This is a genomic window from Thiomicrorhabdus sp. zzn3 (assembly GCF_029767755.1).
Lineage (GTDB): Bacteria > Pseudomonadota > Gammaproteobacteria > Thiomicrospirales > Thiomicrospiraceae > Thiomicrorhabdus.
Genome location: NZ_JARUQS010000001.1, coordinates 1,370,180 through 1,396,614, shown reverse-complemented (window position 1 = coordinate 1,396,614; position 26,435 = coordinate 1,370,180). Strand labels below are relative to the sequence as shown.

The 26,435-nt window shown below is 48.2% G+C and carries 27 protein-coding genes and 1 tRNA gene; 27 read left to right on the top strand and 1 reads right to left on the bottom strand.

The window, feature by feature from the left end; all coding sequences use genetic code 11:
- Nucleotides 1-98: 98 nt before the first annotated feature.
- The 13 genes from leuB to QCB44_RS06470 all read left to right on the top strand — a co-directional run bounded on the left by leuB (nucleotide 99) and on the right by QCB44_RS06470 (nucleotide 12,944).
- Nucleotides 99-1,172 carry a 3-isopropylmalate dehydrogenase gene (gene leuB / locus QCB44_RS06530; RefSeq protein ID WP_279408773.1) on the top strand — a complete coding sequence of 358 codons (1,074 nt, stop codon included), beginning with the start codon at nucleotides 99-101 and terminating at the stop codon, nucleotides 1,170-1,172.
- A 23-nt stretch (nucleotides 1,173-1,195) separates the two neighbouring features.
- Nucleotides 1,196-2,176: a M23 family metallopeptidase gene (locus QCB44_RS06525; protein WP_279408770.1), complete on the top strand. Its 981-nt coding sequence runs from the start codon at nucleotides 1,196-1,198 to the stop codon at nucleotides 2,174-2,176.
- Nucleotides 2,177-2,184: 8 nt separating this feature from the next.
- Nucleotides 2,185-2,574, top strand: a complete 390-nt coding sequence (locus QCB44_RS06520) for a polymer-forming cytoskeletal protein (RefSeq protein ID WP_279408768.1) — start codon at nucleotides 2,185-2,187, stop codon at nucleotides 2,572-2,574.
- A gap of 81 nt (nucleotides 2,575-2,655) precedes the next feature.
- Entirely contained in the window at nucleotides 2,656-3,678 is a 1,023-nt protein-coding gene (locus QCB44_RS06515; protein WP_279408767.1) for an aspartate-semialdehyde dehydrogenase, read from the top strand.
- A 19-nt stretch (nucleotides 3,679-3,697) separates the two neighbouring features.
- Nucleotides 3,698-4,486, top strand: coding sequence for a tRNA pseudouridine(38-40) synthase TruA (truA, locus tag QCB44_RS06510; protein WP_279408764.1), 789 nt, complete (start codon nucleotides 3,698-3,700; stop codon nucleotides 4,484-4,486).
- Nucleotides 4,483-5,139, top strand: coding sequence for a phosphoribosylanthranilate isomerase (locus QCB44_RS06505; RefSeq protein ID WP_279408761.1), 657 nt, complete (start codon nucleotides 4,483-4,485; stop codon nucleotides 5,137-5,139). The genes truA and QCB44_RS06505 overlap by 4 nt, the downstream gene beginning before the upstream one ends.
- Nucleotides 5,136-6,341 (top strand): tryptophan synthase subunit beta, encoded by a 1,206-nt coding sequence (gene trpB, locus QCB44_RS06500; RefSeq protein WP_279408759.1) that lies wholly within the window; start codon nucleotides 5,136-5,138, stop codon nucleotides 6,339-6,341. The genes QCB44_RS06505 and trpB overlap by 4 nt, the downstream gene beginning before the upstream one ends.
- Nucleotides 6,342-6,507: 166 nt before the next feature.
- The gene (gene trpA, locus QCB44_RS06495; protein WP_279408758.1) at nucleotides 6,508-7,338 is read left to right on the top strand and encodes a tryptophan synthase subunit alpha; all 831 of its coding nucleotides are present in this window, start codon (nucleotides 6,508-6,510) and stop codon (nucleotides 7,336-7,338) included.
- 7 nt (nucleotides 7,339-7,345) lie between these two features.
- Nucleotides 7,346-8,200: an acetyl-CoA carboxylase, carboxyltransferase subunit beta gene (gene accD / locus QCB44_RS06490; protein WP_279408757.1), complete on the top strand. Its 855-nt coding sequence runs from the start codon at nucleotides 7,346-7,348 to the stop codon at nucleotides 8,198-8,200.
- Between the two features lie 23 nt (nucleotides 8,201-8,223).
- Nucleotides 8,224-9,567, top strand: a complete 1,344-nt coding sequence (gene folC / locus QCB44_RS06485; RefSeq protein ID WP_279408755.1) for a bifunctional tetrahydrofolate synthase/dihydrofolate synthase — start codon at nucleotides 8,224-8,226, stop codon at nucleotides 9,565-9,567.
- Complete coding sequence (locus QCB44_RS06480) at nucleotides 9,567-10,130, top strand: SPOR domain-containing protein (RefSeq protein WP_279408753.1); 564 nt, start codon at nucleotides 9,567-9,569, stop codon at nucleotides 10,128-10,130. The genes folC and QCB44_RS06480 overlap by 1 nt, the downstream gene beginning before the upstream one ends.
- Before the next feature lie 72 nt (nucleotides 10,131-10,202).
- Nucleotides 10,203-11,720: an amidophosphoribosyltransferase gene (purF, locus tag QCB44_RS06475; RefSeq protein ID WP_279408751.1), complete on the top strand. Its 1,518-nt coding sequence runs from the start codon at nucleotides 10,203-10,205 to the stop codon at nucleotides 11,718-11,720.
- Between the two features lie 45 nt (nucleotides 11,721-11,765).
- Entirely contained in the window at nucleotides 11,766-12,944 is a 1,179-nt protein-coding gene (locus tag QCB44_RS06470) for an O-succinylhomoserine sulfhydrylase (RefSeq protein WP_279408750.1), read from the top strand.
- A gap of 37 nt (nucleotides 12,945-12,981) precedes the next feature.
- On the opposite strand, the gene yhbY is transcribed toward QCB44_RS06470, so the two are convergent.
- Complete coding sequence (yhbY, locus tag QCB44_RS06465) at nucleotides 12,982-13,290, bottom strand: ribosome assembly RNA-binding protein YhbY (protein WP_279408749.1); 309 nt, start codon at nucleotides 13,288-13,290, stop codon at nucleotides 12,982-12,984.
- Nucleotides 13,291-13,396: 106 nt separating this feature from the next.
- Here yhbY and rlmE point away from each other — a divergent pair, with 106 nt between their 5' ends.
- The 14 genes from rlmE (at nucleotide 13,397) to nuoG (ending at nucleotide 26,430) form a co-directional block, all read left to right on the top strand.
- Nucleotides 13,397-14,014, top strand: a complete 618-nt coding sequence (rlmE, locus tag QCB44_RS06460; protein WP_279408747.1) for a 23S rRNA (uridine(2552)-2'-O)-methyltransferase RlmE — start codon at nucleotides 13,397-13,399, stop codon at nucleotides 14,012-14,014.
- Between the two features lie 128 nt (nucleotides 14,015-14,142).
- Entirely contained in the window at nucleotides 14,143-16,098 is a 1,956-nt protein-coding gene (gene ftsH / locus QCB44_RS06455; protein WP_279408745.1) for an ATP-dependent zinc metalloprotease FtsH, read from the top strand.
- A gap of 63 nt (nucleotides 16,099-16,161) precedes the next feature.
- On the top strand, nucleotides 16,162-16,998 hold the full coding sequence (gene folP / locus QCB44_RS06450) for a dihydropteroate synthase (RefSeq protein WP_279408741.1): 837 nt from the start codon (nucleotides 16,162-16,164) through the stop codon (nucleotides 16,996-16,998).
- 48 nt (nucleotides 16,999-17,046) lie between these two features.
- Nucleotides 17,047-18,381 (top strand): phosphoglucosamine mutase, encoded by a 1,335-nt coding sequence (gene glmM / locus QCB44_RS06445; RefSeq protein WP_279408740.1) that lies wholly within the window; start codon nucleotides 17,047-17,049, stop codon nucleotides 18,379-18,381.
- 68 nt (nucleotides 18,382-18,449) lie between these two features.
- A complete protein-coding gene (gene tpiA, locus QCB44_RS06440) occupies nucleotides 18,450-19,205 on the top strand; it encodes a triose-phosphate isomerase (RefSeq protein WP_279408738.1) in 756 nt (251 codons plus the stop codon).
- Between the two features lie 2 nt (nucleotides 19,206-19,207).
- Nucleotides 19,208-19,531, top strand: a complete 324-nt coding sequence (secG, locus tag QCB44_RS06435) for a preprotein translocase subunit SecG (protein ID WP_279408737.1) — start codon at nucleotides 19,208-19,210, stop codon at nucleotides 19,529-19,531.
- Nucleotides 19,532-19,549: 18 nt separating this feature from the next.
- A tRNA-Leu gene (locus tag QCB44_RS06430) sits at nucleotides 19,550-19,634 on the top strand.
- A gap of 65 nt (nucleotides 19,635-19,699) precedes the next feature.
- A complete protein-coding gene (locus tag QCB44_RS06425; RefSeq protein WP_279408736.1) occupies nucleotides 19,700-20,056 on the top strand; it encodes an NADH-quinone oxidoreductase subunit A in 357 nt (118 codons plus the stop codon).
- On the top strand, nucleotides 20,047-20,523 hold the full coding sequence (locus QCB44_RS06420; RefSeq protein WP_173291700.1) for an NADH-quinone oxidoreductase subunit B: 477 nt from the start codon (nucleotides 20,047-20,049) through the stop codon (nucleotides 20,521-20,523). The genes QCB44_RS06425 and QCB44_RS06420 overlap by 10 nt, the downstream gene beginning before the upstream one ends.
- Nucleotides 20,524-20,543: 20 nt before the next feature.
- Nucleotides 20,544-21,215 carry an NADH-quinone oxidoreductase subunit C gene (locus QCB44_RS06415; protein WP_279408733.1) on the top strand — a complete coding sequence of 224 codons (672 nt, stop codon included), beginning with the start codon at nucleotides 20,544-20,546 and terminating at the stop codon, nucleotides 21,213-21,215.
- A gap of 14 nt (nucleotides 21,216-21,229) precedes the next feature.
- On the top strand, nucleotides 21,230-22,483 hold the full coding sequence (locus QCB44_RS06410) for an NADH-quinone oxidoreductase subunit D (protein ID WP_279408732.1): 1,254 nt from the start codon (nucleotides 21,230-21,232) through the stop codon (nucleotides 22,481-22,483).
- Nucleotides 22,480-22,977, top strand: a complete 498-nt coding sequence (nuoE, locus tag QCB44_RS06405; protein ID WP_279408731.1) for an NADH-quinone oxidoreductase subunit NuoE — start codon at nucleotides 22,480-22,482, stop codon at nucleotides 22,975-22,977. Before QCB44_RS06410 ends, nuoE begins: the two co-directional genes overlap by 4 nt.
- A 5-nt stretch (nucleotides 22,978-22,982) precedes the next feature.
- Nucleotides 22,983-24,263 carry an NADH-quinone oxidoreductase subunit NuoF gene (nuoF, locus tag QCB44_RS06400; protein WP_279408728.1) on the top strand — a complete coding sequence of 427 codons (1,281 nt, stop codon included), beginning with the start codon at nucleotides 22,983-22,985 and terminating at the stop codon, nucleotides 24,261-24,263.
- 58 nt (nucleotides 24,264-24,321) lie between these two features.
- Nucleotides 24,322-26,430 carry an NADH-quinone oxidoreductase subunit NuoG gene (gene nuoG, locus QCB44_RS06395; protein WP_279408726.1) on the top strand — a complete coding sequence of 703 codons (2,109 nt, stop codon included), beginning with the start codon at nucleotides 24,322-24,324 and terminating at the stop codon, nucleotides 26,428-26,430.
- Nucleotides 26,431-26,435 lie beyond the last annotated feature (5 nt).

The following is a 26,435-nucleotide window of genomic DNA, read 5'->3' as shown; positions in this document are numbered from 1 at the left end:
TGAGAAAGTAGGGCGTTAAAAAGCCTTTTTTCAATGAAATATAAACATTTCCGAGTTTTATTTACTCGATAGTTAAAACAAAGAATGAGATTTTACGAATGACTAAAAATGTATTGATTCTTCCTGGTGACGGCATTGGCCCTGAAATTACTGCAGAAGCGGTGAAGGTTTTAAACAAGCTTGTCGAAACGGATGGTTTGGATATTGCGATGGAAGAAGATCTGGTGGGTGGAGCGGCTTATGATGTTCATGGCGTTCCTCTGGCGGATGAGACCATGGATAAAGCGCACAATGCAGACGCCGTTTTGCTTGGTGCCGTGGGGGGGTACAAGTGGGAGTCGCTGGATATTTCTGTACGTCCTGAGAAAGGTCTGTTGCGTTTGCGCAAAGAGATGGGGTTGTTTGCCAACCTGCGTCCTGCGGTGCTTTTCCCGCAACTGGCTTCTGCTTCGACTTTAAAGCCCGAGATTGTAGCCGGCCTGGATATCCTTATCGTTCGTGAGTTAACCGGTGGGATCTACTTTGGTCAGCCACGTGGTATTCGCACCCTGGAAAACGGTGAACGCCAAGGTTACAACACTTATGTCTATTCTGAGTCGGAAGTGAAGCGGATTGCTCATGTGGCTTTCCAGGCTGCGATGAAGCGCAACAAGAAGCTGACTTCGGTGGATAAAGCCAATGTTCTGGAAGTGACTGAAATGTGGCGCGAAGTTGTGGATGAAGTGGCCAAAGAGTATCCGGAAGTTGAAGTAAAACATATGTATGTTGATAACGCGGCCATGCAGTTGGTGCTCAATCCAAAGCAGTTCGACGTGATGGTAACCGGTAATATGTTCGGTGACATCCTGTCTGACGAAGCGTCGATGCTAACCGGTTCGATCGGTATGTTGGCGTCTGCCTCTCTGGATGAAAATAATAAAGGGATGTACGAGCCTAGCCACGGTTCAGCTCCAGATATTGCCGGTCAAAACAAAGCCAACCCATTGGCGACCATTCTGTCAGCAGCGATGATGTTGCGTTACTCTCTGGGACGTGAAGATCTGGCCGTTAAGATTGAAGATGCGATTTCTAAAGTGTTGGATCAAGGCCTGCGTACCGGGGATATTTGGTCTGAAGGCTGTACTCAAGTGACCTGTTCGGAAATGGGGGATGCCGTCGTTGCCGCTTTGTAATCAGAACAGAATTAAAGCTCTTCATGCGTAATCATTTTACGATCACCATCAGTGACGTGCACGGCGCGCGTGATTATTCGTTTAAACAGATTTTTAAGCGATTTGCGTGGCTGATTCTGTTTGTTCTGTTTATTGTTTGGTCTGGTGGTGCGGCCGCGATTTGGTGGTATAGCCATCAAGCCGAGCAGATTGAACGCAAGCACAGTGAAGCCGTTCACAGCTATGAACTGATGCTGAGCGAAAAGAAGAATGATTACATTCATCTCTCGTCGGAAAAGCGTTTGCTGGAATCAGAACTCGAAGAGAAGACCAAACAGGCAGAGCTGCTTGATCAGACCCTGCAAGGTTTGGAAGAGTTGATCGGCAGTAGTACCAGTGCAGAAGAGCCGGAAAAGCCTGTAGAGGAACGGGTCAAGCTGGTTCAATTAAGCGCTCTGGGGAAAAGCCTGATGCTGGAGATGGTTCCCAATGGCCGACCGGTGGCCGATTTTGTCGGGGTCAGCAGTTCCTATGGGTGGCGAACTCACCCGGTTCGCGGGACCAAGCAGTTTCACAAAGGGATTGATTACCGCGGCGAAAAAGGGGCCGCCGTCATTGCGACCGCAGATGGTGTTGTAGAGTATGCCGGTTTTCACAAAAACAGTGGTTTTGGCAATTTGATTATTCTTTCACATGCGAATGGCTTTAAGACCCATTATGGCCATCTAAGTCGTTTGGATGTGAAGACAGGGCAGTTTGTGCAAAAAGGTGACGTTATCGGAGGGATTGGCTCCACAGGCCTCTCTTCAGGAAATCACCTGCATTACGAAGTGACATTTGTGCAGCGTAAATTGAATCCGGCTCCGTTTGTGGAGTGGAATCTGCAGGCTTACGATACCATTTTCCAAAAGGTCGAGGGGGTGCCATGGGGATCTTTAAGTCAAGTCGTAAACGAGCGCGTTCAGAAGGTGGAAAAACAATTATTGCACCGGGGTGTGTCTTTAGCGGCGAATTCAGCCAATTAGGCGGAGCCTTGCATATTGATGGCCGTATCGATGGTGTGATCGAGAGTGACTACGATGTTTCCATTGGTGCGCAAGGAGAAGTTGTTGGCCTGATTAAGGCGCGTACAATCGTGCTTAGTGGCGTGCTGGAGGGCAAGGTGGCTTGCGAACGGATTGATATCCTGTCTGGTGGAAAGTTGATTGGTGAGCTGATTTGCGGCGAGGTGACCATTGAAGCGGGCGGCAAATTTATTGGCGAGAGTCGGGAATTGACTGAAGGAGGGCTGATTGTTAGCCTTCCAGAAGAGGAGAGGGGCCAGTGGACACCAGCAGGCCTGGATGATTTAAGCCAAAAAGAGCAGGCTGGAGAGGCCAGAACTGAAGCGGCACAAGAAACGCTCTTAAAAAACCAAGCCTGAACTTTTTAGGTTTTAGTAATAAAAAATTATTGATTTGCAACGAACGAGGGGCAACCCTTAAAACAAGGAAAGAGAGAAATCATGACAAAGTTGTATGACATCGCCGTCGTGGGTGCTACAGGAGCAGTTGGAGAGACTATTTTGAAAGTACTGGAAGAGCGTGATTTTCCAGTTGGCAAACTCTACCCTCTGGCAAGTAGCCGTTCAGCGGGGAAAAAATTGCAGTTTAAAGGTGGTTGGGTAGAAGTAGAGGACCTGGAAACATTTGATTTCTCGAAAGTGCAAATCGGTCTGTTCTCTCCTGGAGCCAGTGTGTCGGCGATTTATGCGCCTAAAGCGGCGGAAGCGGGGTGTGTCGTAGTCGATAACACTTCACAATTCCGTTACGACGATGATATTCCGCTGGTGGTTCCGGAAGTCAACCCGGATGCAGTCGCTGGATATACCCAGCGCGGCATTATTGCCAACCCAAACTGTTCTACCATTCAGATGTTGGTGGCGTTAAAACCAATTTATGATGCAGTAGGGATCAAGCGCATCAATGTTGCGACTTATCAGGCTGTTTCAGGTTCGGGTAACGAAGCCATTCAGGAGTTGGCTAAGCAGACGGCAGATCTGTTGAATATGAAGCCGGTGGAAAGCAAAGTTTATCCAAAACAGATCGCTTTCAACTGCATTCCTCAGATTGATGTCTTTATGGATAACGGCTACACCAAGGAAGAGATGAAAATGGTGTGGGAGACCAAGAAGATCATGGCAGACGACGCTATTCTGGTTAATCCGACTGCGGTACGTGTCCCCGTTTTCTATGGTCACAGCGAAGCCGTTCACGTTGAAACCGAGAAAAAAATTACCGCCGAAGAAGCGAAGAGCCTATTTTCAAAGGCAGACGGAATTGTGTTAATCGACGAACATGTCGATGGCGGTTATCCGACAGCGGTGAGCGATGCAGCAGATACCAATCCGGTTTACGTGGGGCGTGTGCGTGAAGACATCTCTTGTGAAAAGGGTTTGAACCTGTGGGTTGTCGCTGACAATGTACGCAAAGGAGCGGCGACCAACACCGTACAGATTGCCGAGTTGTTGATTGAAAAATATCTGTAATTGAAGTTCAGGCGACGTTTTGACTAAACGTATTGCATTAGGTGTCGAGTATCAAGGAACCGGTTATTGCGGCTGGCAGCGGCAGTCACATTGTGATTCTGTACAGGGCTGGGTAGAAAAAGCGCTAACGGAAATTGCTGATCACCAGGTTGAACTGCATTGTGCCGGACGAACGGATACTGGCGTACATGCCGTTGGACAGGTGGTGCATTTTGAAACGGCGAACTCACGCCCTCTGAAAGCGTGGGTTCAGGGGGCGAATACCAAGCTGCCGTATGATATTCGCATTGCCTGGGCTAAAGAGGTTGAAGACGATTTTCACGCCCGCTTCAGTGCAGTGGCGAGACAATATCGTTATGTGATTTTTAATCGTGCGGTGCATTCTGCGGTATTGGCGGATCGTGTGACGTGGGAACCGCAGTGGCTGGATCATGACATCATGCATCGGGCGGCTCAAGCTTTGATTGGTGAACAGGATTTTTCTTCATTTCGTGCGGCGGCTTGTCAAGCCTCGCATGCCATGCGGGAGGTACAGCAAGTCACTGTTTCGCGACGTGGAGACTTTGTGTTTATCGATATTCAGGCAAATGCTTTTTTGCATCACATGGTGCGTAACATCAGCGGTACCCTGATGGAGATCGGCCGAGGTGAAAAGTCAGAATCCTGGGTGGAAACGCTGTTAAAGCAGCGCGATCGAACCCAAGCAGGCGTGACCGCTCCAGCGAGCGGTCTTTATTTTGTCAACGCACTATATCCAGATGAACTAGAGATTCCTCGAGTGCCGGTCAATGAGGTATTGTGGCAATGACATCTTCTCAAAGGTCAGCTCAAAAGCCGTTGAGAACCCGTGTTAAAATCTGCGGCATTACCTCGGTAGAAGACGGTTTGGCGGTCGCCCAGAGCGGTGCAGATGCAATCGGTTTAGTATTTTACGAGCCGAGTCCGCGTCATGTTGAAATTGATCAGGCCTGCTTAATTGCAGCTTCCATGCCGGCGTTTGTCACCAAAACGGCACTGTTTGTGAATCCGAGTGCGGAGTATGTCCAGGCCGTATTGGACTCGGTGCAGATTGACTTGCTGCAGTTTCATGGTGATGAAACCGCTGAATTTTGCGAGCAGTTCAAACGTCCTTATATGAAAGCGGTGCGTATGCAGGCGCATACCGATTTGCACGCCCTGGCCAATGAGTATGAGTCGGCTAATGCTCTGTTGTTAGACACCTATAAAGCGGGTGTGCCCGGTGGAACCGGCGAACAGTTTAACTGGCAATGGGTTCCGCACGATTTCGTCAAGCCGATTGTGCTGGCGGGCGGTTTAAAGGCTGGTAATGTGGCCGATGCCATTTATCAAGTCGCACCTTGGGCGGTGGACGTCAGTGGCGGTGTCGAAGCCGAAAAGGGCGTCAAATCGGCTGAAAAAATAATCGAATTTATGCAACAAGTAATGAGTACAGTTGAATGACAGTAGATTTTGCAAAATTTCCAGATGAGCACGGTCATTTTGGGCCTTATGGCGGTATCTTTGCGCCAGAGACCCTGATGGCTGCATTGGAACAGTTGAATCAGGAATACCAAAGCCTGAAAAACGATCCGGCTTTTCTCAATGAATTAAACGATGATTTGCGTGATTATGTAGGGCGTCCAACGCCGCTATACTACGCTAAACGTTGGTCGGAAAGTCTGGGCGGGGCCAAAATCTATCTGAAACGTGAAGATTTGAATCATACCGGTGCGCACAAGGTCAATAACACCATCGGTCAGGCCTTGCTGGCAAAACGTTTGGGCAAGACACGCATTATTGCTGAAACCGGAGCGGGACAGCATGGTGTGGCGAGTGCCACGGTTGCGGCCCGCTTGGGACTGGAATGCGTGGTGTATATGGGGGCGGATGATGTGGTTCGCCAGGCTCCGAATGTGGCGCGCATGAAAATGCTGGGTGCCACCGTGGTAGCGGTTGAATCGGGTACGCGTACTCTGAAAGATGCTTTGAATGAAGCCATGCGTGACTGGGTGACGAATGTGGATAATACCTTCTATATTATTGGGACCGCCGCAGGGCCTCATCCTTACCCGGCCATGGTGAGAGATTTTCAGGCCATCATCGGTCGTGAGGCGCGTGAACAAATCCTGGAAAAAGAAGGCAAACTGCCGGATGCGTTAGTGGCGTGTGTCGGTGGCGGCTCCAATGCCATTGGTCTTTTCCATGAGTTTCTTCCAGATGAGGGGGTTGCGATTTACGGCGTTGAGGCCGCCGGCCACGGAATAGAAACGGGTGAACATGCGGCCCCTCTGTGTGCCGGGAAGCCTGGCGTGTTGCATGGAAACCGTACCTATTTGATGCAGGATGAACATGGGCAGATTGTCGGCACGCACTCCATTTCAGCCGGTCTGGATTATCCGGGAGTCGGGCCGGAGCATGCGTGGTTAAAAGACATTGGCCGTGCCAATTATGTGGCCATCAATGACGAAGAAGCCCTGCAGGGTTTTCGTGATTTAACCAAATATGAGGGGATTATCCCGGCCTTAGAGTCGAGCCATGCAATCGCTTATGCAACTAAGTTGGCACCGACAATGAGTGCAGATCAGATTATTATTGTTAACCTTTCCGGTCGCGGTGATAAGGATATGAATACGATAGCCCAAATCGAAGGCTTCGAATTTTAACCTATTGCGGTTTGCAAACTCTTTGTTAAAAGCTGGATTCAAAAATGCTCAGTTGCCAACGCAAACTGCGCTTTTTTCACCGAGCTTTTGCCGCGATTTCGCTAACCTCATGACGGTTAGAATACATGGCGGTAGTTTTTAAAATGATGAAAAGAATTTAGACATTATGAGTAGGATTCAAAAAACATTAAGCGCCCTGAAGGCACAGGGAAAAACCGCTTTAGTCCCTTATGTGACTGCCGGCGATCCAAGACCGAACGCCACGGTGGCATTAATGCATAAACTGGTCGAAAAGGGTGCGGATATGATTGAGCTGGGTGTGCCTTTTTCCGACCCGATGGCGGACGGCCCGGTGATTCAAAAAGCGGTTGAGCGTGCTTTGGAGCATAATGTCAGTTTGGATGATGTATTGGAGTATGTTCGTGCATTCCGAGAAAAGGATAATGAAACTCCGATTATTTTGATGGGTTACCTTAATCCAATTGAAGCTGAAGGTTACGAGGCTTTTGCCTCGGCAGCCAGCTCAGTGGGTGTTGATGGGGTGTTGACCGTCGATATGCCGCCTGAAGAGAGTATGGGTTACTTTGAAGCGCTAAACCAAGTGGGCCTCGACCGTATTTTCTTGGTCTCGCCAACGACCCCGGAATCCCGTTTGGCCGCGGTAAATCAGAAGGGCAGCGGTTTTGTGTATTACGTCTCCCTTAAGGGGGTAACCGGTTCGAATGAACTGGATGCGGCAGATGTCGCCCGTCAAATCGAAAGACTGCAAGATAAAATGGATATGCCAATGGGGATCGGTTTTGGTATTCGTAACGGCGAAAATGCCTATCAGATGGCCCAGTTAGGCGACGCGGTGATTGTCGGTTCCGCATTGGTGAGCCTGATTGAGGCTAACGCGCATTGTGATCTGTATGAGATCGAATTGGCGCTTGGTGAGAAGATGACAGAATTCCGTGCTGCGATCGATCGCGCAGACGCATTGAATGTTCAGGAGTAAGTATAAGATGAACTGGTTTGAAAAGATCCTCCCTAGCATTAAACAGGTGACTGAGCGCAAAAGCTCGGTGCCGGAAGGGTTGTGGACGAAATGTCCAAAATGTGAAAGCACTTTGTATCGTGCGGAAGTCAAACGTAACCAGGAAGTGTGTCCGAAGTGTGACCATCACATGCGTTTGGGCGGACGTGAACGTTTGCACGCCTTTTTTGATGAGGGTTCCAGCCGTGAGATTTCCGGCAACATCTCTCCGGTTGATGCGTTGAAGTTCAAGGATCTGAAAAAATATAAAGACCGTATTACCCAAGCGCAAAAAGCCACGGGTGAAAAAGACGCTTTGATTACCGAAGTGGGGACGATTAACGGTTTGGAGGTGGTGGCGGCCGCTTTTGAATTTAAATTCATGGGCGGTTCCATGGGATCGGTCGTGGGTGAAAAGTTTGTACGCGCCGTGAACGAAGCCATTGAGCGAGAATGCCCGCTGATCTGTTTCTCTGCCAGTGGTGGTGCGCGTATGCAGGAAGCCTTGTTCTCATTGATGCAAATGGCTAAAACCAGTGCCGCGTTGGGACGTCTGCGTGCGAAAGGCTTGCCGTTTATTTCGGTGTTGACCGATCCGACCATGGGGGGCGTTTCTGCCAGTTTTGCGATGTTGGGCGACATCAATGTGGCCGAACCTAAAGCGTTGATCGGTTTTGCCGGGCCGCGAGTGATCGAACAGACGGTACGTGAAAAATTGCCGGAAGGCTTCCAGCGCAGTGAGTTCCTGTTGGAGCATGGTGCAGTTGATCGCATTATTCACCGTCACGAGTTGAGCAATGAAATTTCCAGCATGTGTAAAATGCTGCTGAATAAGCCGGCGTAATTACAGGGTTGATTTAAGAGTTAATGAACGCCCCATCCAGACAATCTGGACTTCAAGCCTGGATCGATTGGCTGCTCGCACTGCATGCACAGGAGATTGATCTGGGCATTGAACGTGTCGGCCAAGTAGCTGAAAAACTGAACATCAACAGGCCTGCAGAGTTTGTGATTTCAGTTTCCGGTACCAATGGTAAAGGGTCCAGTGTCGCCATGCTTTCGGCGATCCTGAAAGCTCAGGGCTATCAAGTCGGACAGTACACCTCTCCGCATATCCTGCGTTTTAATGAGCGTATTCAGATTGATGGTCAGCTGGCTTCTGACCAGGCAATTGTGGAGGCATTTGCTGAAATTGAAGTGGCCCGCGGCGACATTAAACTCACCTATTTTGAGTTTTCCACCTTGGCCGCTTTGTGGTTGTTTAAGCAGGCTCAAGTCGATGTCGCTGTACTCGAGGTAGGCTTGGGCGGCCGTTTGGATGCGGTGAACCTGGTGGATGCCGACGCAGCTCTGATTACCGCCATCGATGTGGATCATGCCGACTGGTTGGGAGATGACCGTTCACAGATCGCGATAGAAAAAGCCGGCATTACCCGCTCGGGCAAACCCGCGATCTGTTCTGACCCAAATCCGCCACACTCTCTGTTTGCTTATGCCCAGCAGCACCAAGTGCCTCTGCAAGGCTTGCAGCGCGATTTTGGGTTTGCTAAAACCGAACAGGCCTGGTCGGTTTTCAGTTTAGCCGAACCTCAAGACACTTTATTTTGTAAAGAATTACCGTTTCCTGCCTTAAAAGGCGAATTTCAATTGCAGAATGCAGCCGGTGTGATCGCGCTGTTGCATGCCATTCGTGAACGTCTCCCGGTAGATTGCGGTGCGATTAAAACGGGGCTCAAAACAGCCGTTCATCCCGGACGTTTGCAGAGTTTGCAGATTGGCGAACGTGCTTGGCTGATTGACGTGGCGCATAATCCGCAGTCGGCCCAAGCGCTGGCGGATTATTTGGCCGAACAGTCCGAGACGCCTCAATTTGTTAGTCTGTTTTCGGTTTTGAATGATAAGGATTGTGTGCCGATGATTCGTCAGATTGCGCCTTGGGTGAAAGAGTGGCGCATTGCGGATTTACAGATTCCTCGCGCCACCGACTTGAATACGTTAGCCGCTTTTCTGGTAGAGGCGGGGGTAACCAAAGAGCAGATCATAGGGTTTGACTCTATTAAAGCGTGTGTAGAAAGTGTGAAAGCGCAGGATGATGTGTCATTGCCCGTTTTGGTATGGGGGTCTTTTTTTACCGTTTCCCAGGTATTGGAGGCGCTTCAGAGTGGTTCTGATTTATTCACAGAAACATCCCGTTTGGAACAGGTGTCTTAATGGACGAAATCAGTAAGTTCAGGTTGACTGGCGCCGTCATATGGTTGACGTTGTTAGTCATCATTGTGCCGAGCTGGTACAGTAATCCGGTGAATTTTCAGCCTGAAGGCGAGCAAGTGATCGAACAGAGTTTCGACCAGCCTCTGGTGAATCAGGCTTATGTTCTGCCTAGCGCAGATGGACAAATGGATTCGGCGGCAGACACAAATGCGTTAACTCAAGCCGGTGACGGTGTTTCCAAATCTTCCGTTAAAACTCAGCCGGCGGCCTCTTCGATTTTAGAAAAAACGACCAACACTTCTACTTCAGTTTCGGCTAAGCAAAATGAAAACAACAGCGGTCAATGGTTGTTGAAGGTGGCGGCTTTTAAAGATATTCGCCAGGCCAACCGAGTGTTGGGAGAGTTGGATCGTGACTATAAAGTCTGGATTAAAGAATTTCCAAAAACTGGAACCTTCTCGGTTCGTACCGGTCCATATGATAATTTGGCGGACGCAGAGCGAGATAAACAGAAAATTGATAAGGCTTTACATACCCAATCGCAAATTGAGCGGTTAAAATAGTCAGTCTTATCTATGAATTTGATTCATTGTGTTCGTTAAGAACTTTTCACCGTTGAAAAAGAGAGTAACCCTATGTGTGGTATTGTTGGGATAGTGTCTGTTGGTCACAACTCTGTGAACCAAGAGATTTATGACGCCTTAACCATTTTGCAGCATCGCGGCCAGGATGCGGCCGGGATCGTCACTTGTGAGAACGGCCGTTTTTATCAGCGTAAGGATAATGGCCTGGTCAAAGACGTATTTCGTACCCGTCATATGCGAGACTTGCACGGCCGTATGGGAATCGGTCATGTGCGTTACCCCACTGCGGGGTCCTCTTCCAGCGCCGAAGCGCAGCCTTTCTATGTGAACTCCCCTTACGGTATCGCCATGGGCCACAATGGTAACCTTACTAATGCTGAGCAGCTTGGGCAGGAAATTTACCGTCAGGACTTGCGTCATCTGAATACCAATTCCGATTCGGAAGTGTTGCTGAATGTCTTCGCACACGAGCTGATGCAGCAGAAGAAATTGGTGATCGATCCAAGTGATGTTTTCAATGCGATTCGAGGGGTTCACAAACGTGCTCGAGGCGGCTATGCCGCGGTTGGACTCATTTCAAATGTCGGCGTATTTGCATTCCGTGACCCCTTTGCTCTCCGTCCGGTTGTGGTCGGTAAGCGCGAAACGGCCAATGGTACTGATTACATGGTGGCTTCCGAATCGGTGGCGTTAGATGGCTTAGGGTTTACTCTTGAAAAAGATTTGGCGCCTGGTGAAGCGGTGGTGATTACTGAACAGGGTGAGATCTTCTATGAACAGTGCGCTGAAAACCCTCAGTATTCGCCCTGTATCTTTGAATTTGTCTATTTTGCCCGCCCGGATTCCATGATCGATGATATTTCCGTCTATAAGTCACGTTTGCGCATGGGTGAAAAGTTAGCGGAGCAAATTTTACGTGTCTGGCCGGATCACGATATTGATGTGGTCATGCCGATTCCGGATACCAGCCGAACTTCTGCATTGGAGTTGGCTTCGAAGTTGGGAGTGCCTTATCGTGAAGGGTTTATTAAAAACCGTTACATTGGCCGTACCTTCATTATGCCCGGGCAGCAATTGCGTAAGAAATCGGTGCGTCAGAAGTTGAATCCGATCGATCTGGAGTTTGAAGGTAAAAATGTATTGCTGGTGGACGACTCCATCGTGCGAGGGACGACTTCCGGGCAGATCGTTGAAATGGCCCGTGAAGCAGGGGCGAAAAAGGTTTATTTCGCTTCAGCGGCCCCGGCGGTGCGTTTCCCTTATGTATACGGTATTGATATGCCGTCTGCCAGTGAACTGGTTGCGAATAATCGTACAACCGAAGAGATCGCTGAATTTATCGGTGCGGACCGTCTTTTCTATCAGGACTTGGATGATCTGATTGAAGCCGTGGGTGTCGGTAACGAGCAAATCAAACTGTTCGATACCTCTTGTTTCAGCGGGGAGTATGTAACGGGTGATATTACGCCTGAATATTTGGCATCGATTGACAGTGAGCGTAATGATGATGCACAAAGTGCACGTGCCGCCGCCGGGCAGGAGCCGGTAGGGATATATAACGGTTCTTAATGGGCTGAGCAGAAAACTAGGCAGAAAACTAGGCAGAATACAGTGATGAACGAATTTGATATTGCAACCTTGGCCGTGCGTGCCGGTTATGAGCAAACGCCTGAACAGGAAAACAGTGAAGCGATTTTCCCGACTTCCAGTTTCCGCTATCATTCCGCCGCACAAGCAGCGGCGCGTTTTAGCGGTGAGGAAAAAGGGAATGTCTATTCACGTTTTACCAATCCGACAGTGCGTACCTTTGAAAAGCGTCTTGCTTTGATGGAGGGCGGGGAAGCCTGTGTTGGAACGGCGTCTGGCATGTCAGCGATTCTGTCTACTTTTATGGGGATTTGTCAGGCCGGCGATCATGTGGTGTCATCGCAAAGCATTTTCGGTACGACTAAGGTCTTGTTTACCAAGTACCTTGCCAAGTTCGGATTAGAGGTTACGTTTGTTTCTCAGACGGATGTCGAACAGTGGAAGCAAGCCGTTCGTCCGAATACCAAGGCTTTTTTCTTGGAAACCCCATCCAACCCGCTGACCGAAATTGCCGATTTGAGCGCACTTTCTGCATTGGCAAAACAGAACGATTGTTTATTGATTGTGGATAACTGTTTCTGTACTCCGATTTTGCAGCGTCCACTGGAGCAGGGAGCGGATATTGTCATCCATTCTGCGACCAAGTTTCTGGATGGACAAGGGCGAGGGATCGGTGGCGCGGTTGTCGGTTCTGAGGCGTTGATTGAAGATGCGGTGCGCGGTTTTATGCGCACGGCGGGGCCTTCGATGAGTCCGTTTAATGCCTGGATATTTTTAAAAGGGTTAGAAACCCTGCCGGTACGCATGAAAGCGCATTGTGACAATGCCAAGCAGCTGGCGCAGTGGCTAACGGCACATCCGGCCGTAGAGCAGGTGTTTTATCCGGGGCTGGACAGCCATCCTCAATATGAATTGGCTCGCCGTCAGCAGGATGCTGGGGGAGGTCTGGTGAGTTTCCGCATTAAAGGCGGGCAGCCGGAAGCCTGGAAAGTGATTGACAGCACCCAGATGTTGTCGATCACCGCCAATCTGGGGGACGTGAAAACCAGTATTACTCATCCGGCCACCACAACGCACAGCCGTGTTTCGCCGGAAGAGCGTTTACAGGCCGGTATTACCGATAATTTGGTGCGTGTTTCGGTCGGTTTGGAGTCGATTGAGGATATTAAAAACGACTTGGCGCGAGGATTGGACGCTTTGATTTGAACAGGCCTGCTAGAGGAGGCCTGTTCAGTTAGACTGTTTATTTTTTGGGTAGGGGCAGTTGAGTTTCTTCATTCTGACGGTAGATGACGCAGGTCTTACCTACCGACTGTACCAGGAGAGCGCCAGTCTCCTGAAGAATATGGTCGACCACTTTTTTACGGTCTTCGCGGTCATCCACAGCAATCTTGATTTTCAAGATTTCGTGATGACTCAGAGTACTTTCCAGTTCGGCCATTAAGCTCTCTGTCACACCGTTGGCACCGATCATCACCATTGGATTGAGTCCATGGGCGATGCCTCGAAGGTATTTTTTTTGGTTCATAGAAAGTTTTTCTGGTTGGCTCATTGAAAATTCCGACAGTAATGATTATTAATTAAAGTATTCTGGCTTGTTAAGTGGAAAAATTTCGCTTAACGAGTCTAAAGTACACTATTGTAGTTGAAAACAGCAGATGGCGAGAAGTAAATCGAGTTCCGGTTGGCTTAAAGAACACTTTGATGATTATTATGTGAATAAGGCCAAGCAAGAAGGGTGGCGTTCACGTGCAGTGTATAAACTGCAGGAGATTGACGACAAGGATCAATTGTTCAAGCCAGGAATGTGTGTGGTTGATTTGGGTGCCGCTCCTGGTGGATGGTCACAATGGACCACGCATCGAATTGGAAATGAAGGTGAGGTGTTTGCTCTGGATATTCTTCCGGTGGAACCGTTTGCCGGGGTGACTTTTATCCAAGGGGATTTCCAGGAGGATGAGGTCTACCAGGCCTTGTTGGATGCACTCGCCGGGCGAGAGGTCGATGTGGTGATGTCGGATATGGCGCCTAATATGAGTGGCAATAAGGCGATGGATATTCCGCGGGCCATGTATCTGGTGGAGCTGACGGTCGATTTGGCCGATCAAGTGCTTAAGCCGAATGGTGATCTGCTGATGAAGGTATTTCAGGGCGAAGGTTATGAGCAGTTAATGAAAACCTTACGCGAAAAATACCGTAAGGTCATCACGCGCAAACCCAAGGCCTCGCGTCCACGAAGTAAAGAAATTTACCTTTTGGCTAGAGGGAAAAAGTAGCCAATATTAATTGTTATGATTAATAAAATAAATTACCGATAAATTCCGTTTATACGAATTTATGGTAAAGTATTTGTAATAAATTAAATCCAGTTTGTGATTCTCAAAGGTATCCGATGAAGAATGATATGTTAAAAAATGTGTTGATATGGGTCGTTGTCGCGATGGTGATGATGTCCGTATTTAACCACTTCAGCAGTCAATCGCAGAGTGCATCCAGCCGTTTGGACTATTCTGACTTTATTGAGCAGGTCCACCAGGGGCAGGTGAGTAAGGTGTCGATTGAAGGGGCTAGCATTCGTGGTGTGTATGTCAATGGCGATAGTTTCTCCACTTATAATCCGGGTGATCCAGGGTTAATGGGCGATCTTTTGGATAACCAGGTCAAAATTACGGCCCAGCCTCCTGAAGAGCAAAGCGTGCTGATGCAGATTTTCATCTCTTGGTTCCCGATGCTGCTGTTGATCGCAGTGTGGATTTTCTTTATGCGTTCGGTAGGCGGCGGCATGGGCGGCAAAGGCGGTCCTATGTCGTTCGGTAAAAGCAAAGCACGTATGTTGACCAGTGATCAGGTCAAAGTCACTTTGGATGATGTGGCCGGTGCGGATGAAGCCAAGCAGGAAGTGGGAGAGATTGTCGATTTCTTGAAAGACCCCAGCAAGTATCAGAATTTGGGCGGAAATATTCCGCGCGGTGTGCTGATGGTTGGACCTCCTGGAACGGGTAAAACCCTGTTGGCCAAGGCGATCGCGGGTGAAGCTAAGGTGCCGTTTTTCACGATTTCCGGTTCGGACTTTGTTGAGATGTTTGTCGGGGTTGGGGCGTCGCGTGTTCGAGATATGTTTGAACAGGCAAAAGCCAATGCACCTTGTATTATCTTCATCGATGAAATCGATGCGGTGGGTCGCAGCCGTGGCACCGGCATGGGTGGCGGTAACGACGAGCGCGAGCAGACATTGAACCAGATGCTGGTGGAAATGGACGGGTTTGAAGGCAACGAAGGGGTCATTGTCATTGCTGCCACGAACCGTGCAGACGTTTTAGACCCTGCGCTGTTGCGTCCGGGGCGTTTTGACCGTCAGGTGACCGTGGGTCTGCCGGATATTCGTGGCCGTGAGCAGATTTTGAAAGTGCATATGCGTAAAGTGCCTTTGGCTGAAGATGTCGATCCGGCGGTGATTGCTCGTGGTACTCCGGGCTTTTCAGGGGCGGATTTGGCTAACCTGGTGAATGAAGCAGCTCTGTTTGCAGCGCGTGAAAACCAGAAGTTAGTTACGCAAACGCATTTTGAAAAAGCCAAAGATAAAATCATTATGGGAGTCGAGCGCAAGAGCATGGTCATGAGCGAGAAAGAACGCAAAATGACGGCTTACCATGAAGCGGGGCATGCCATTGTCGGTTACTTGGTGCCAGAACATGATCCGGTTTACAAGGTGAGTATTATGCCGCGTGGTCGTGCTTTGGGTGTCACTATGTATCTGCCAGAAGAAGACAGTTACAGTTACAGCAAGCGTAAATTAGAAAGTCAGCTTTCAAGTCTGTACGGCGGACGTATTGCCGAGGAGCAGATTTATGGCCCCGATGCAGTAACAACCGGTGCGAGTAACGATATCGAGCGTGCGACGATGTTGGCGCGTAACATGGTGACCAAATGGGGTCTGTCCGATAAGCTTGGTCCGCTGATGTATGAAGAAGAGGATAAAGGTGGCTTTATGGGAACCTCCCGTAATGCGAATGTGTCGGGGGAAATTTCCAAAGAAATCGATATGGAGATTCGAGCCATCATCGATCGTAACTACAAGCGTGCCGAAGCGATTCTTAAAGAGCATGCGGATAAGCTTGAAATTATGGCGGATGCGCTAATGAAGTATGAGACGATTGATTCGGATCAGATCAAAAACATTATGGAGGGTCGTCCGGTTGGCGAACCGAAAGGTTGGGGGTCTTCTGACAGCGATTCTGGGGCTTCTGCAGCTTCAGATGCAGATGTTGAGTCCAAATCTGAGGAATCGGCCGATGCGGTTTCGGATGACCTTTCGGGCGATAAGCCGACACCGGATAGTGGCGAGCCTAAGTTGCATTAAAAGTCATCAGGCCTGCCTTAAGCCCCTTAACTGGGGCTTTTTTATGTCAATGGATTAGTCAATATGAACAAATTTATGGCGTTGTTAAATCATCAGTTTAAAGAGCTGGGAAGACCGCTGGTAATGGGGATTCTCAATGTGACACCGGATTCTTTTTCTGATGGTGGCCGGTTCAATCGTGCTGACGCGATGAAAAGTCAGATTGAAGAAATGGTATCGGCGGGTGTGGATATTATTGATATTGGCGGCGAGTCAACGCGGCCGGGAGCGCCGCCGGTTTCTCTTCAGGAGGAGTTGGATCGAGTTTTGCCCGCGCTTGAATGGGTTAAGGAAAATAGTGATGTTGCCGTTTCAATTGATACCTATAAAACAGAGGTGATGAGGCAAACATTGCTAGCCGGTGCCGACTTGATTAATGATGTAAACGCGCTACAGGCCGAAGGGGCATTAGAGGTGGTTTCGCAAGCGGATGTGCCGGTTTGCATTATGCATAAACAAGGTGATCCGCAAACGATGCAGATAGCCCCGCGCTATGATGATGTGGTGGCGGATGTGAGCAGTTTTTTGGAAGAGCGAGTACAGGCCTGTCGAAACGCGGGGGTGAAAGCAGAGCATATTTTAATTGATCCAGGGTTTGGCTTCGGCAAGACATTAGAGCATAATATCGCTCTTTTCCGTAGGTTGGATCGGTTTGCTCAAGGGCAGTATCCTGTGCTGGTTGGGGTTTCCCGTAAGACCATGATTGGCGCTTTGATGGGAGATGTACCCGTTGCTGAGCGAATGGTGGGGAGCGTCGTAGCCGCAGTCGTCGCGGCGCAAAAAGGGGCCGCGATTCTCAGGGTGCATGATGTTAAGGAAACCGTACAGGCGTTAAGTGTCGCAGAAGGGTTGTGCGATTAAATGTATTCGGAATTTCTGTCTGAGTTGGATATAGAGTTTTAATAAGAAATGAGTGCGCAAAAAAAATATTTTGGGACCGATGGTATCCGTAATCGTGTCGGAAAGGGGATGATTCGTCCGGACCAGATTCTAAAGCTTGGGTGGGCGACAGGTAAAGTGCTTAAGGCGAACGGACAGAAACGGGTGATGATCGGTAAGGATACGCGCATATCCGGTTATATGTTCGAGTCCGCCTTGGAAGCCGGCTTTATCGCAGCGGGGATTGATGTGCTGCTGCTGGGTCCGATGCCAACACCGGCGATTGCTTATCTCACGCAGACGTTGCATGCGGATGCGGGTATTGTGATCAGTGCCTCTCACAATCCGCATCATGATAACGGCATTAAGTTTTTTTCTGCGGATGGAAAGAAAATTTCTGACGATTTGGAGTTGGCGGTAGAAGCGGCCTTTGAGGAAGAGATGGAGGTGGTTCCATCTCATGAGCTCGGCAAAGCTCGACGTGTTGATGATGCTCAGGGGCGTTATATTGAATTTTGCAAAAGCACTTATACGGGTAAAGCTAAGTTAGACGGTCTTAAAATTGTGCTTGATTGTGCCAATGGTGCCACTTATCACGTGGCCCCAAGCGTTTTTGAAGAGCTTGGAGCGGAAGTGGTTGCAATCGGGGTCAATCCGGATGGGGTGAATATTAATCAGGGGTGCGGTGCAACGGATCTTAAGGCGTTACAGGAAAAGGTAATCGCTGAAAAGGCCGATTTGGGTATTGCCTTTGATGGCGATGGCGATCGGGTCATGATGGTAGATCATTTAGGGGAAATCTTAGATGGTGATGATGTTCTCTATATATTGGCGTGCGCTAACCGTGGAAAAATCGAAGGTGTGGTCGGCACAGTGATGAGTAACTTGGGGCTTGAGCTGGCCATAAAGGAAATGGGGATCGATTTTACACGTGCCTCGGTAGGAGATCGTTATGTCATGGAACAGCTTACAGCAAATGCATGGCAATTTGGATCGGAACCGTCAGGGCATGTGCTCTGTTTGGATAAGATTTCTACGGGCGATGGGATTGTGGCTGCACTGCAGGTGATGTCTGCGGTGACGGATCAGCAGTCCACACTGCATGAACTGAAGCAGGGAATGAAAAAACTGCCCAATGTCCTTAAAAATATTGTTGTTGAAAAACGTGCGGATATCACTTCAAATGGTGCGCTCAATAAAATGATTGCGGAAGTCGAAAAAGAATTGGGTCAAGAAGGGCGAGTTTTGATTCGGGCTTCAGGTACTGAACCGCTCATTAGAGTGATGGTAGAAGGTATGGACTTTGGCTTAGTCGAGGCTTGTGCAGAGCGGCTTTCTGCGGTTGTGCAAACAGAATTTTCATAAAATTGCAATATTGTAATTCCAAAAAGAAAACGCTAATATTGTTGAAATTTTGTGTTGGAGAATAGCAGATGAGAAAACCATTTGTTGCAGGTAACTGGAAAATGCACGGATCTAAAGCGTCGATCCTGACATTAGTGTCCGATTTGAACGCTAAGATTGAACAAGTGGGTGACGTAGATGTTGCCGTTTGTCCGCCTGCTATTTACATAGATTATGTTAATCGCACTTTATCTACAAGCAAAATTTCTGTTGGTGCGCAAAATATGGCTGAAGAACCGCACCAGGGCGCGTATACAGGTGAACAGTCTGTCGCGATGCTTAAGGATATGGGGTGTGAATATGTGATTTTGGGGCACTCGGAACGCCGTTCTATTTATGGTGAGACCGATGCTCAAATTGCCAACAAAGTGGCCGTGGCTTTAGAAGCCGGGGTGACGCCTATTTTGTGTGTGGGAGAAACTCTAGAGGAGCGCGAGTCAGGCGTCATGGAACAAGTGATTGCCACTCAGATGGATGCTGTCCTTGATAAAGTGGGGATCGCCGCATTCAAAAATATTGTGATTGCATACGAACCGGTTTGGGCAATCGGCACGGGTAAGACTGCATCACCTGAACAAGCACAGGAAGTGCATGCCTTTATTCGTGGCAAATTGGCTGAACAAGACAGCGGTGTTGCGGATAAAGTAGTAATTCAATACGGTGGAAGTGTGAAGCCGGATAACGCTGCACAACTATTTAGTCAGCCAGATATTGATGGCGGATTGATTGGTGGTGCTTCTTTAAATGCAGATGATTTCATTGCAATTTGTAAAGCAGCAGGCTGATTATGTTTCAAATTATCCTAGCAATTCATATTTTGATTGCGCTTATTTTAGTGATTCTTGTTCTTTTACAGCAAGGTAAAGGGGCAGATGCTGGCGCTAACTTTGGTGGCGGCGGCTCATCGACTTCAGTGTTTGGAAGTCGCGGTTCGGCAACCTTCTTGTCAAGGTTGACTGCCATCATTGCCACACTCTTTTTTATTACCAGTTTGACGTTGGCCTATTTAGGTAGTCAGCAAGCAAAAGGGTATCAAAGTGTTGTGAAGCAACCCGTTCAACAACCGGTAGAGAGTCCAGCTGAAACGGATACCCCAGTTGTACCGAACTAATTGAAAATATCGAATAAAGCCGATGTGGTGAAATTGGTAGACACGCCATCTTGAGGGGGTGGTAGCGCAAGCTGTGCCGGTTCGACTCCGGCCATCGGCACCAATTAACAAGCCCTTGCACTGTTGCAGGGGCGTTTTATAAAAAACGCTAGAAGAGGTCTAAAGCCAATGCTAGAAAGTTATCTTCCTATCCTGGTTTTTGTCATATTAGGTGTGCTCTTTGGGGTTGGGCCTATTTTGGTGGGTTATCTTTTGGGTCCTCAGAGACCTGATTCTGAAAAAAACTCTCCTTATGAGTGTGGTTTCGAGGCATTTGAAGACGCCCGTATGAAATTTGACGTGCGTTTCTATCTGGTAGCCATTCTTTTTATTATCTTTGACTTAGAAATTGCATTCCTTTTCCCATGGGCTGTTGTGCTCGATGAGGTTGGAACATTTGGATTGCTAGCAATGGGTGTTTTTCTGTCTCTGCTGGTTGTTGGCTTTATCTATGAGTGGAAAAAAGGTGCGCTGGAATGGGAATAGAAGGTGTTTTGAAGGAAGGGGTGGTTACCACTTCTGCAGACAAACTGATTAACTGGGCACGTACAGGTTCGCTTTGGCCGATGACCTTTGGATTGGCCTGTTGTGCTGTGGAGATGATGCACGCAGGTGCATCACGTTACGATCTGGACCGTTTCGGGATTATTTTCCGTCCAAGTCCACGTCAATCTGATGTGATGATTGTGGCGGGTACGTTGGTAAATAAAATGGCGCCAGCCTTGCGCAAGGTTTACGACCAGATGGCCGAACCACGCTGGGTGATCTCTATGGGATCCTGCGCTAATGGCGGTGGATACTATCACTATTCTTACTCTGTAGTACGTGGTTGTGACCGGATTGTTCCGGTCGATGTTTATGTACCTGGTTGTCCGCCGACTGCTGAAGCTTTGTTGTATGGAATCGTACAGTTGCAGAACAAGATCAAGCGTACCAATACCATTGCCCGATAACGACCCTTAAGAAGTAAGTTATGAAACAGTCTGTATTAGATTTACAAAATAAAGTAAGCCAAGAGCTAGGCAATAAAGTTGTAAGTTCAGCGGTTGCTTTTAATGAATTGACTATCGAGGTTAAGCCATCAGATGCTATCTCTGCTTTTACCACGCTAAGAGATAAGCTTGGTTTTGAACAGCTGATCGATCTTTGTGGGGTTGATTACCTGGATTACGGTCAAGCCAACTGGGAAACCATGCGCGCTGCAAACACCGGTTTTAGCCGTGGCGTTTTTGACTTTGCTGAAGACGAAAAAGACGATGCGCTTTCTATGGAACGACGCTTTGCAGTCGCTTACCACCTGCTTTCTGTTGAGAATAATCTGCGTATTCGCGTTAAGGTCTATCCCGAATCTACAGAAATGCCGGTCGTTGATTCTGTGATCGATGTATGGAATTGTGCTAACTGGTTTGAACGTGAAGCCTTTGATCTATATGGCATTCTGTTTAACGGCCATCCTGATCTTCGTCGAATTCTGACTGATTATGGTTTTGTTGGTCACCCATTGCGAAAAGATTTCCCGCTTACCGGCCATGTAGAAATGCGTTATGACGCAGAAAAAGGTCGTGTCGTTTATGAACCTGTCTCTATTGAAAACCGTGTGAATGTCCCTCGCGTCATTCGCGATGATGCTTCTGCTGAAGCGTAAGTAGGAGAATTACTATGCCTGAAATTCGTAACTATACGCTTAACTTCGGTCCGCAGCATCCATCCGCGCACGGTGTGTTGCGTCTGGTTCTTGAACTGGATGGTGAAACGATTGTGCGTGCAGATCCCCATATCGGATTACTGCACCGTGGTACTGAGAAGCTGGCTGAGTATAAGCCGTACAATCAATCGATCGGTTATATGGATCGTTTGGACTATGTATCGATGATGGCGAACGAACACGCCTATGTCATGGCCATCGAAAAAATGCTTGGCCTGGAAGTGCCTGAGCGTGCTCAGTATATTCGTGTCATGTTTGACGAAATTACGCGCATCCTTAACCACTTGATGTGGTTGGGCGCTCATGCACTGGATATCGGCGCTATGACCGTTTTCCTTTATGCTTTCCGTGAACGCGAAGACTTGATGGATTGCTATGAAGCGGTATCTGGTGCCCGTATGCACGCGACCTATTATCGTCCAGGTGGTGTTTACCGTGACCTTCCAGAAAGTATGGCGAAGTACCAAGAATCCAAGTGGCACTCTGGTAAAAAACTGGACAAATTAAATGAAACGCGTGAAGGATCGCTTCTGGATTTTATTGAAGCTTTTACTGAACGTTTCCCAGGTTATGTTGATGAGTATGAAACACTATTAACTGATAATCGTATCTGGAAGCAGAGAACGGTTGATGTCGGGATTGTTTCGCCTGAGCGTGCTCTGCAACTAGGTTTCTCAGGACCGATGTTGCGCGGCTCAGGGATCGCTTGGGATCTGCGCAAGAAACAGCCTTATGAAGTGTATGACCGTATGGACTTCGATATCCCCGTTGGTAAAACGGGCGATACTTACGACCGTTATTTAGTGCGAGTCGCTGAAATGCGCGAATCCAACAAGATCATCAAGCAGTGTGTTAAGTGGTTAAAGGAAAATCCAGGTCCGGTTATGGCCGAAAACCATAAGGTGACACCACCACCACGGGAAGACGTGAAAACCAATATGGAAGCGCTGATTCACCACTTCAAACTGTTCACTGAAGGTTACACCGTCCCAGCAGGTGAAGTGTATTCCGCTGTTGAGCATCCAAAAGGTGAGTTCGGTATTTATATGGTATCCGACGGTGCCAACAAACCTTATCGTTTGAAAGTACGCGCTCCTGGTTTCCCGCATTTGGCTGCTTTGGAAGAGATGTCAAAAGGGCATATGATCGCTGATGTAGTTTCTATCATTGGAACACAAGATATTGTATTTGGAGAAATTGACCGATGAGCTCCACCACAGAGTACAAAATGATTAAAGGGGACGTGAAGTCTCGAATCGATAAATGGATTTCAAACTATCCAGCGGATCAAAGACAATCTGCGGTCATGCCAGCCTTGCGTATTGTGCAAGAGGTAAACGGTGGTTACCTTACTACTGAATTGATGGATGAAATCGCTGATTATCTTGGTATGCCACCGATTGCGGTTTATGAAGTTGCCACCTTTTACGGTAACTATGAACATAAGCCAGTAGGTGAATTCAAGTTCTGTGTTTGCAACAGTATTTCTTGTATGTTGCGCGGTAAAGACGACATTATTGCGTATCTTGAAAAACGTTTAGGCATCAAAGTAGGTGAAGTGACTCCAGATGGCAAGTTCTCAATCAAGAAAGTTGAGTGTTTGGGGGCTTGCGGAGGAGCTCCAGTGATGCAGCTTGGTAAGGAGTATCATGAAAACCTTACCGAAGAATATCTAGACAAACTGATTACTGAGCTGGAGTAAACGATATGATGCCTCAAAATGAATGCTGTTACCGTTTAAACCACTTGGACCGTTCGTGGGACATTGATGTCTACATGGCTAACGGCGGCTATGAAATTTGGAAGAAAGTACTGGCTGGAGAGCTGGATCCGCAAGAAATTATTGAAGAGGTCAAAACTTCAGGAATTCGTGGACGTGGCGGAGCCGGGTTCCCGACTGGTTTGAAATGGAGTTTTATGAATCGCCTGGCTCCAGGGGATAAGTATATTCTGTGTAACTCGGATGAGGGTGAGCCAGGAACGTTCAAAGACCGCGATATTCTGCGTTATAACCCACACCAGTTGGTAGAAGGGATGATGATCGCCGGCTATGTAATTGGTGCAACGGCTGGCTACAACTACATCCGTGGTGAGTTCTGGGAACCTTATCAGCGGTTTAATAACGCTGTAAAACAGGCACGTGAAGCAGGCTTGTTAGGAAAGAATATTCTGGGATCCGGTTTTGATTTTGATCTGTATACCCATCTGGGAGCCGGAGCCTATATCTGTGGCGAAGAAACTGCTTTGATCGAATCGATTGAAGGGAAAAAAGGTCAGCCGCGTTTCAAGCCGCCTTTCCCGGCAAGTTACGGTTTATACGGTAAGCCGACTACCATCAACAACACCGAAACTCTGGCGTCTATCCCGATGATCCTGGCTAAAGGCGGACAGTGGTTTGCTGATTTAGGCGTTGAAAATGCCGGCGGGACTAAGCTTTATGCCGTATCTGGGCACGTTGAGAAACCGGGTAATTTTGAAATCCGTATGGGTACCCCGTTTAAGGATCTGCTGGAAGCCGCGGGCGGTATCTGGAAGGGACGCAAGCTCAAGTGCGTGATTCCTGGTGGCGCTTCGACTGCCATTTTGCCAGCGGAAAAGGCGATGGCGATGAACATGGATTACGACAGCATCGCTAAAGCCGGGTCGTTCCTGGGGGCGGGTTCGGTGATTATTATGGATGACCAGACCGATATCGTTAAAGTGATCGAAAACCTGAGTCATTTCTACTGGGATGAGTCCTGTGGTCAGTGTACGCCATGCCGTGAAGGAACGGGCTGGTTGTACCGTGTCGTCAAGCGTATCCGCGAAGGCAAAGGCCGCCCTGAAGATATTGAAAGTTTGAAAAATGTTTCCGGAAAAATCATGGGTAACGTGATTTGCGGTTTAGGCGATGCGGCAACGATCGCTCTGACCAGCGCGCTGGAACATTATGAACACGAGTTCAGACATTATATTGAGCACGGCTGTAGTATTTACGATCGTCAATAAGCCTCTCCTGGGGAGTAGGCCTGCTCAAATTCGCTAAGTTCAATTAGGTTAAAGAATTATGGTAAAAGTAGAAATTAACGGACAGGTTGTCGAAGCGCGTGAAGGGGACATGTTGATTGATGTCGCTGATCAGGCGCAGATCTCAATTCCCCGTTTTTGTTACCACAAAAAACTTTCGATTGCTGCAAACTGCCGTATGTGTCTGGTAGAGGTGGAAGGTGCATGGAAACCGCTTCCAGCCTGTGCCACACCAGTCACTGACGGAATGAAAGTCTTTACAAAATCGCCGAAAGCGATTGCGGCACAAAAGTCAGTAATGGAGTTTCTACTGATCAACCACCCGTTGGATTGTCCTATTTGTGACCAAGGTGGTGAGTGTGAACTGCAAGATGTTGCTATGGATTATGGTGACGATGTCTCTCGTTATACCGAAGCCAAACGTATTGTCGGTGACCGTGATGCCGGTTCACTTATTCAAACCGATATGACGCGTTGTATCCACTGTACCCGATGTGTTCGTTTCGGTCAGGAGGTCGCCGGAATGATGGAGTTGGGTGCAACTGGCCGAAGCGAGTGGATGGAGATCGGTACCTATATCGAAAAATCGATCACGTCTGAAATGTCTGGAAACATGATTGATCTATGTCCGGTAGGAGCTTTGACGTCAAAGCCATTCCGTTATTCTGCACGTGCGTGGGAATTGAAGTCTCATAATGGTATCGCAGCTCATGACAGCATAGGATCAAACATCATTCTGCATTCAAAAGACAATGAAGTTAAGCGTGTCGTACCGCGTGAAAATGAATCGATCAACGAGGTATGGCTTTCAGATCGCGATCGCTTCTCTTATGAAGGGATCAACTCCGACGAGCGCTTAACTCAGCCTCAAATTAAAGAAAACGGCCAATGGAAAACTGTCGATTGGGAGACCGCACTGCAGTTTGCGGTTGAAGGTCTTCAGACACAGTTAAAAGATGCATCCAAGGTTGGCGTATTGGCTTCAGCCAACGCAACCGTTGAAGAACTGCATCTGTTGCAAAAATTGGCACGCGGTGTGGGTATTGAGAACATTGATCACCGTTTGCAACAGCGCGACTTCTCTCTCGATGCAAGTGGATTCCACACCCCTTCTTTGGTACCAACACTAGAAGAGGCAGAAAAACTGCAGTCTGCTCTGGTGATCGGGTCGTACCTAAGAAAAGAACTGCCGATTTTGAACCATCGCATTCGTAAAGCGGTGTTGGCAGAAGCGCAGGCACATGTGATCAACCCGGTTGAATTTGACTTTAACTATCCTCTAGCCACCCACCTGGTGAGCGAAACCAACTTTGTTTCTGAGGTGGCTGCCATTGCTAAAGCCGCTGTTGAAATCGCCGGACAGAACGAACAGGCCTGGTTAAACGCTGTTGAAGTGAACGACTCACATCGTCAAATCGCACAGTCTTTGAAATCTTCGGAGAAAGCCGCAGTGATGTTAGGTCAAATCAGCCTGACGCATGGCAGCTACGCTAAGTTGCAGAAGTTGGCCGCGGTTATCGCTGAAATGACAGGTTCAACTTTAAGTATTTTGCCAATCGCTGCCAATGAGGTTGGTGCAAGCTTGGTTAACTGTTTGCCTATGAAAGGTTTGAATGTCACGCAAATGCTGGAAGGTTCAATGAACGCTTTCATCAATTATGCTGTTGAACCTGAAATGGATTCCATTCATGCCGATAAAGCATTGCAAGCTATGCAAAAAGCAGCATTTGTGGTGAACTTCACCGCTTTTGATAGTGATGTTCAGCGTGATTATGCAGATGTATTGTTGCCTATCGCAACCTTTGCAGAAACGGCAGGTACTTTTATCAATGCAAACGGTATTAAGCAATCATTCAAAATGGCGGTAGAACCTAAAGGTGAAGCCAAAGCGGGATGGAAAGTATTACGCGTATTGGGCAATCTGTTTGATGTGACTGGTTTTGAACAAACACATTCAAATGAAGTGTTGGCTGAAGTGCTGGATAACCCTGCCAAGTCCGTTGACTTTTCAGCTGTTGATATTGAGCTAAAAGGTGGGGATGACACGTTCTCTATTATTTCACCTTATATGACGGATGCCATTGTAAGACGTGCGCCGTCTTTGCAAGCTACGCCTGACGCTCAGGCTCAACCAATGAAAAAAGGATAATGTAG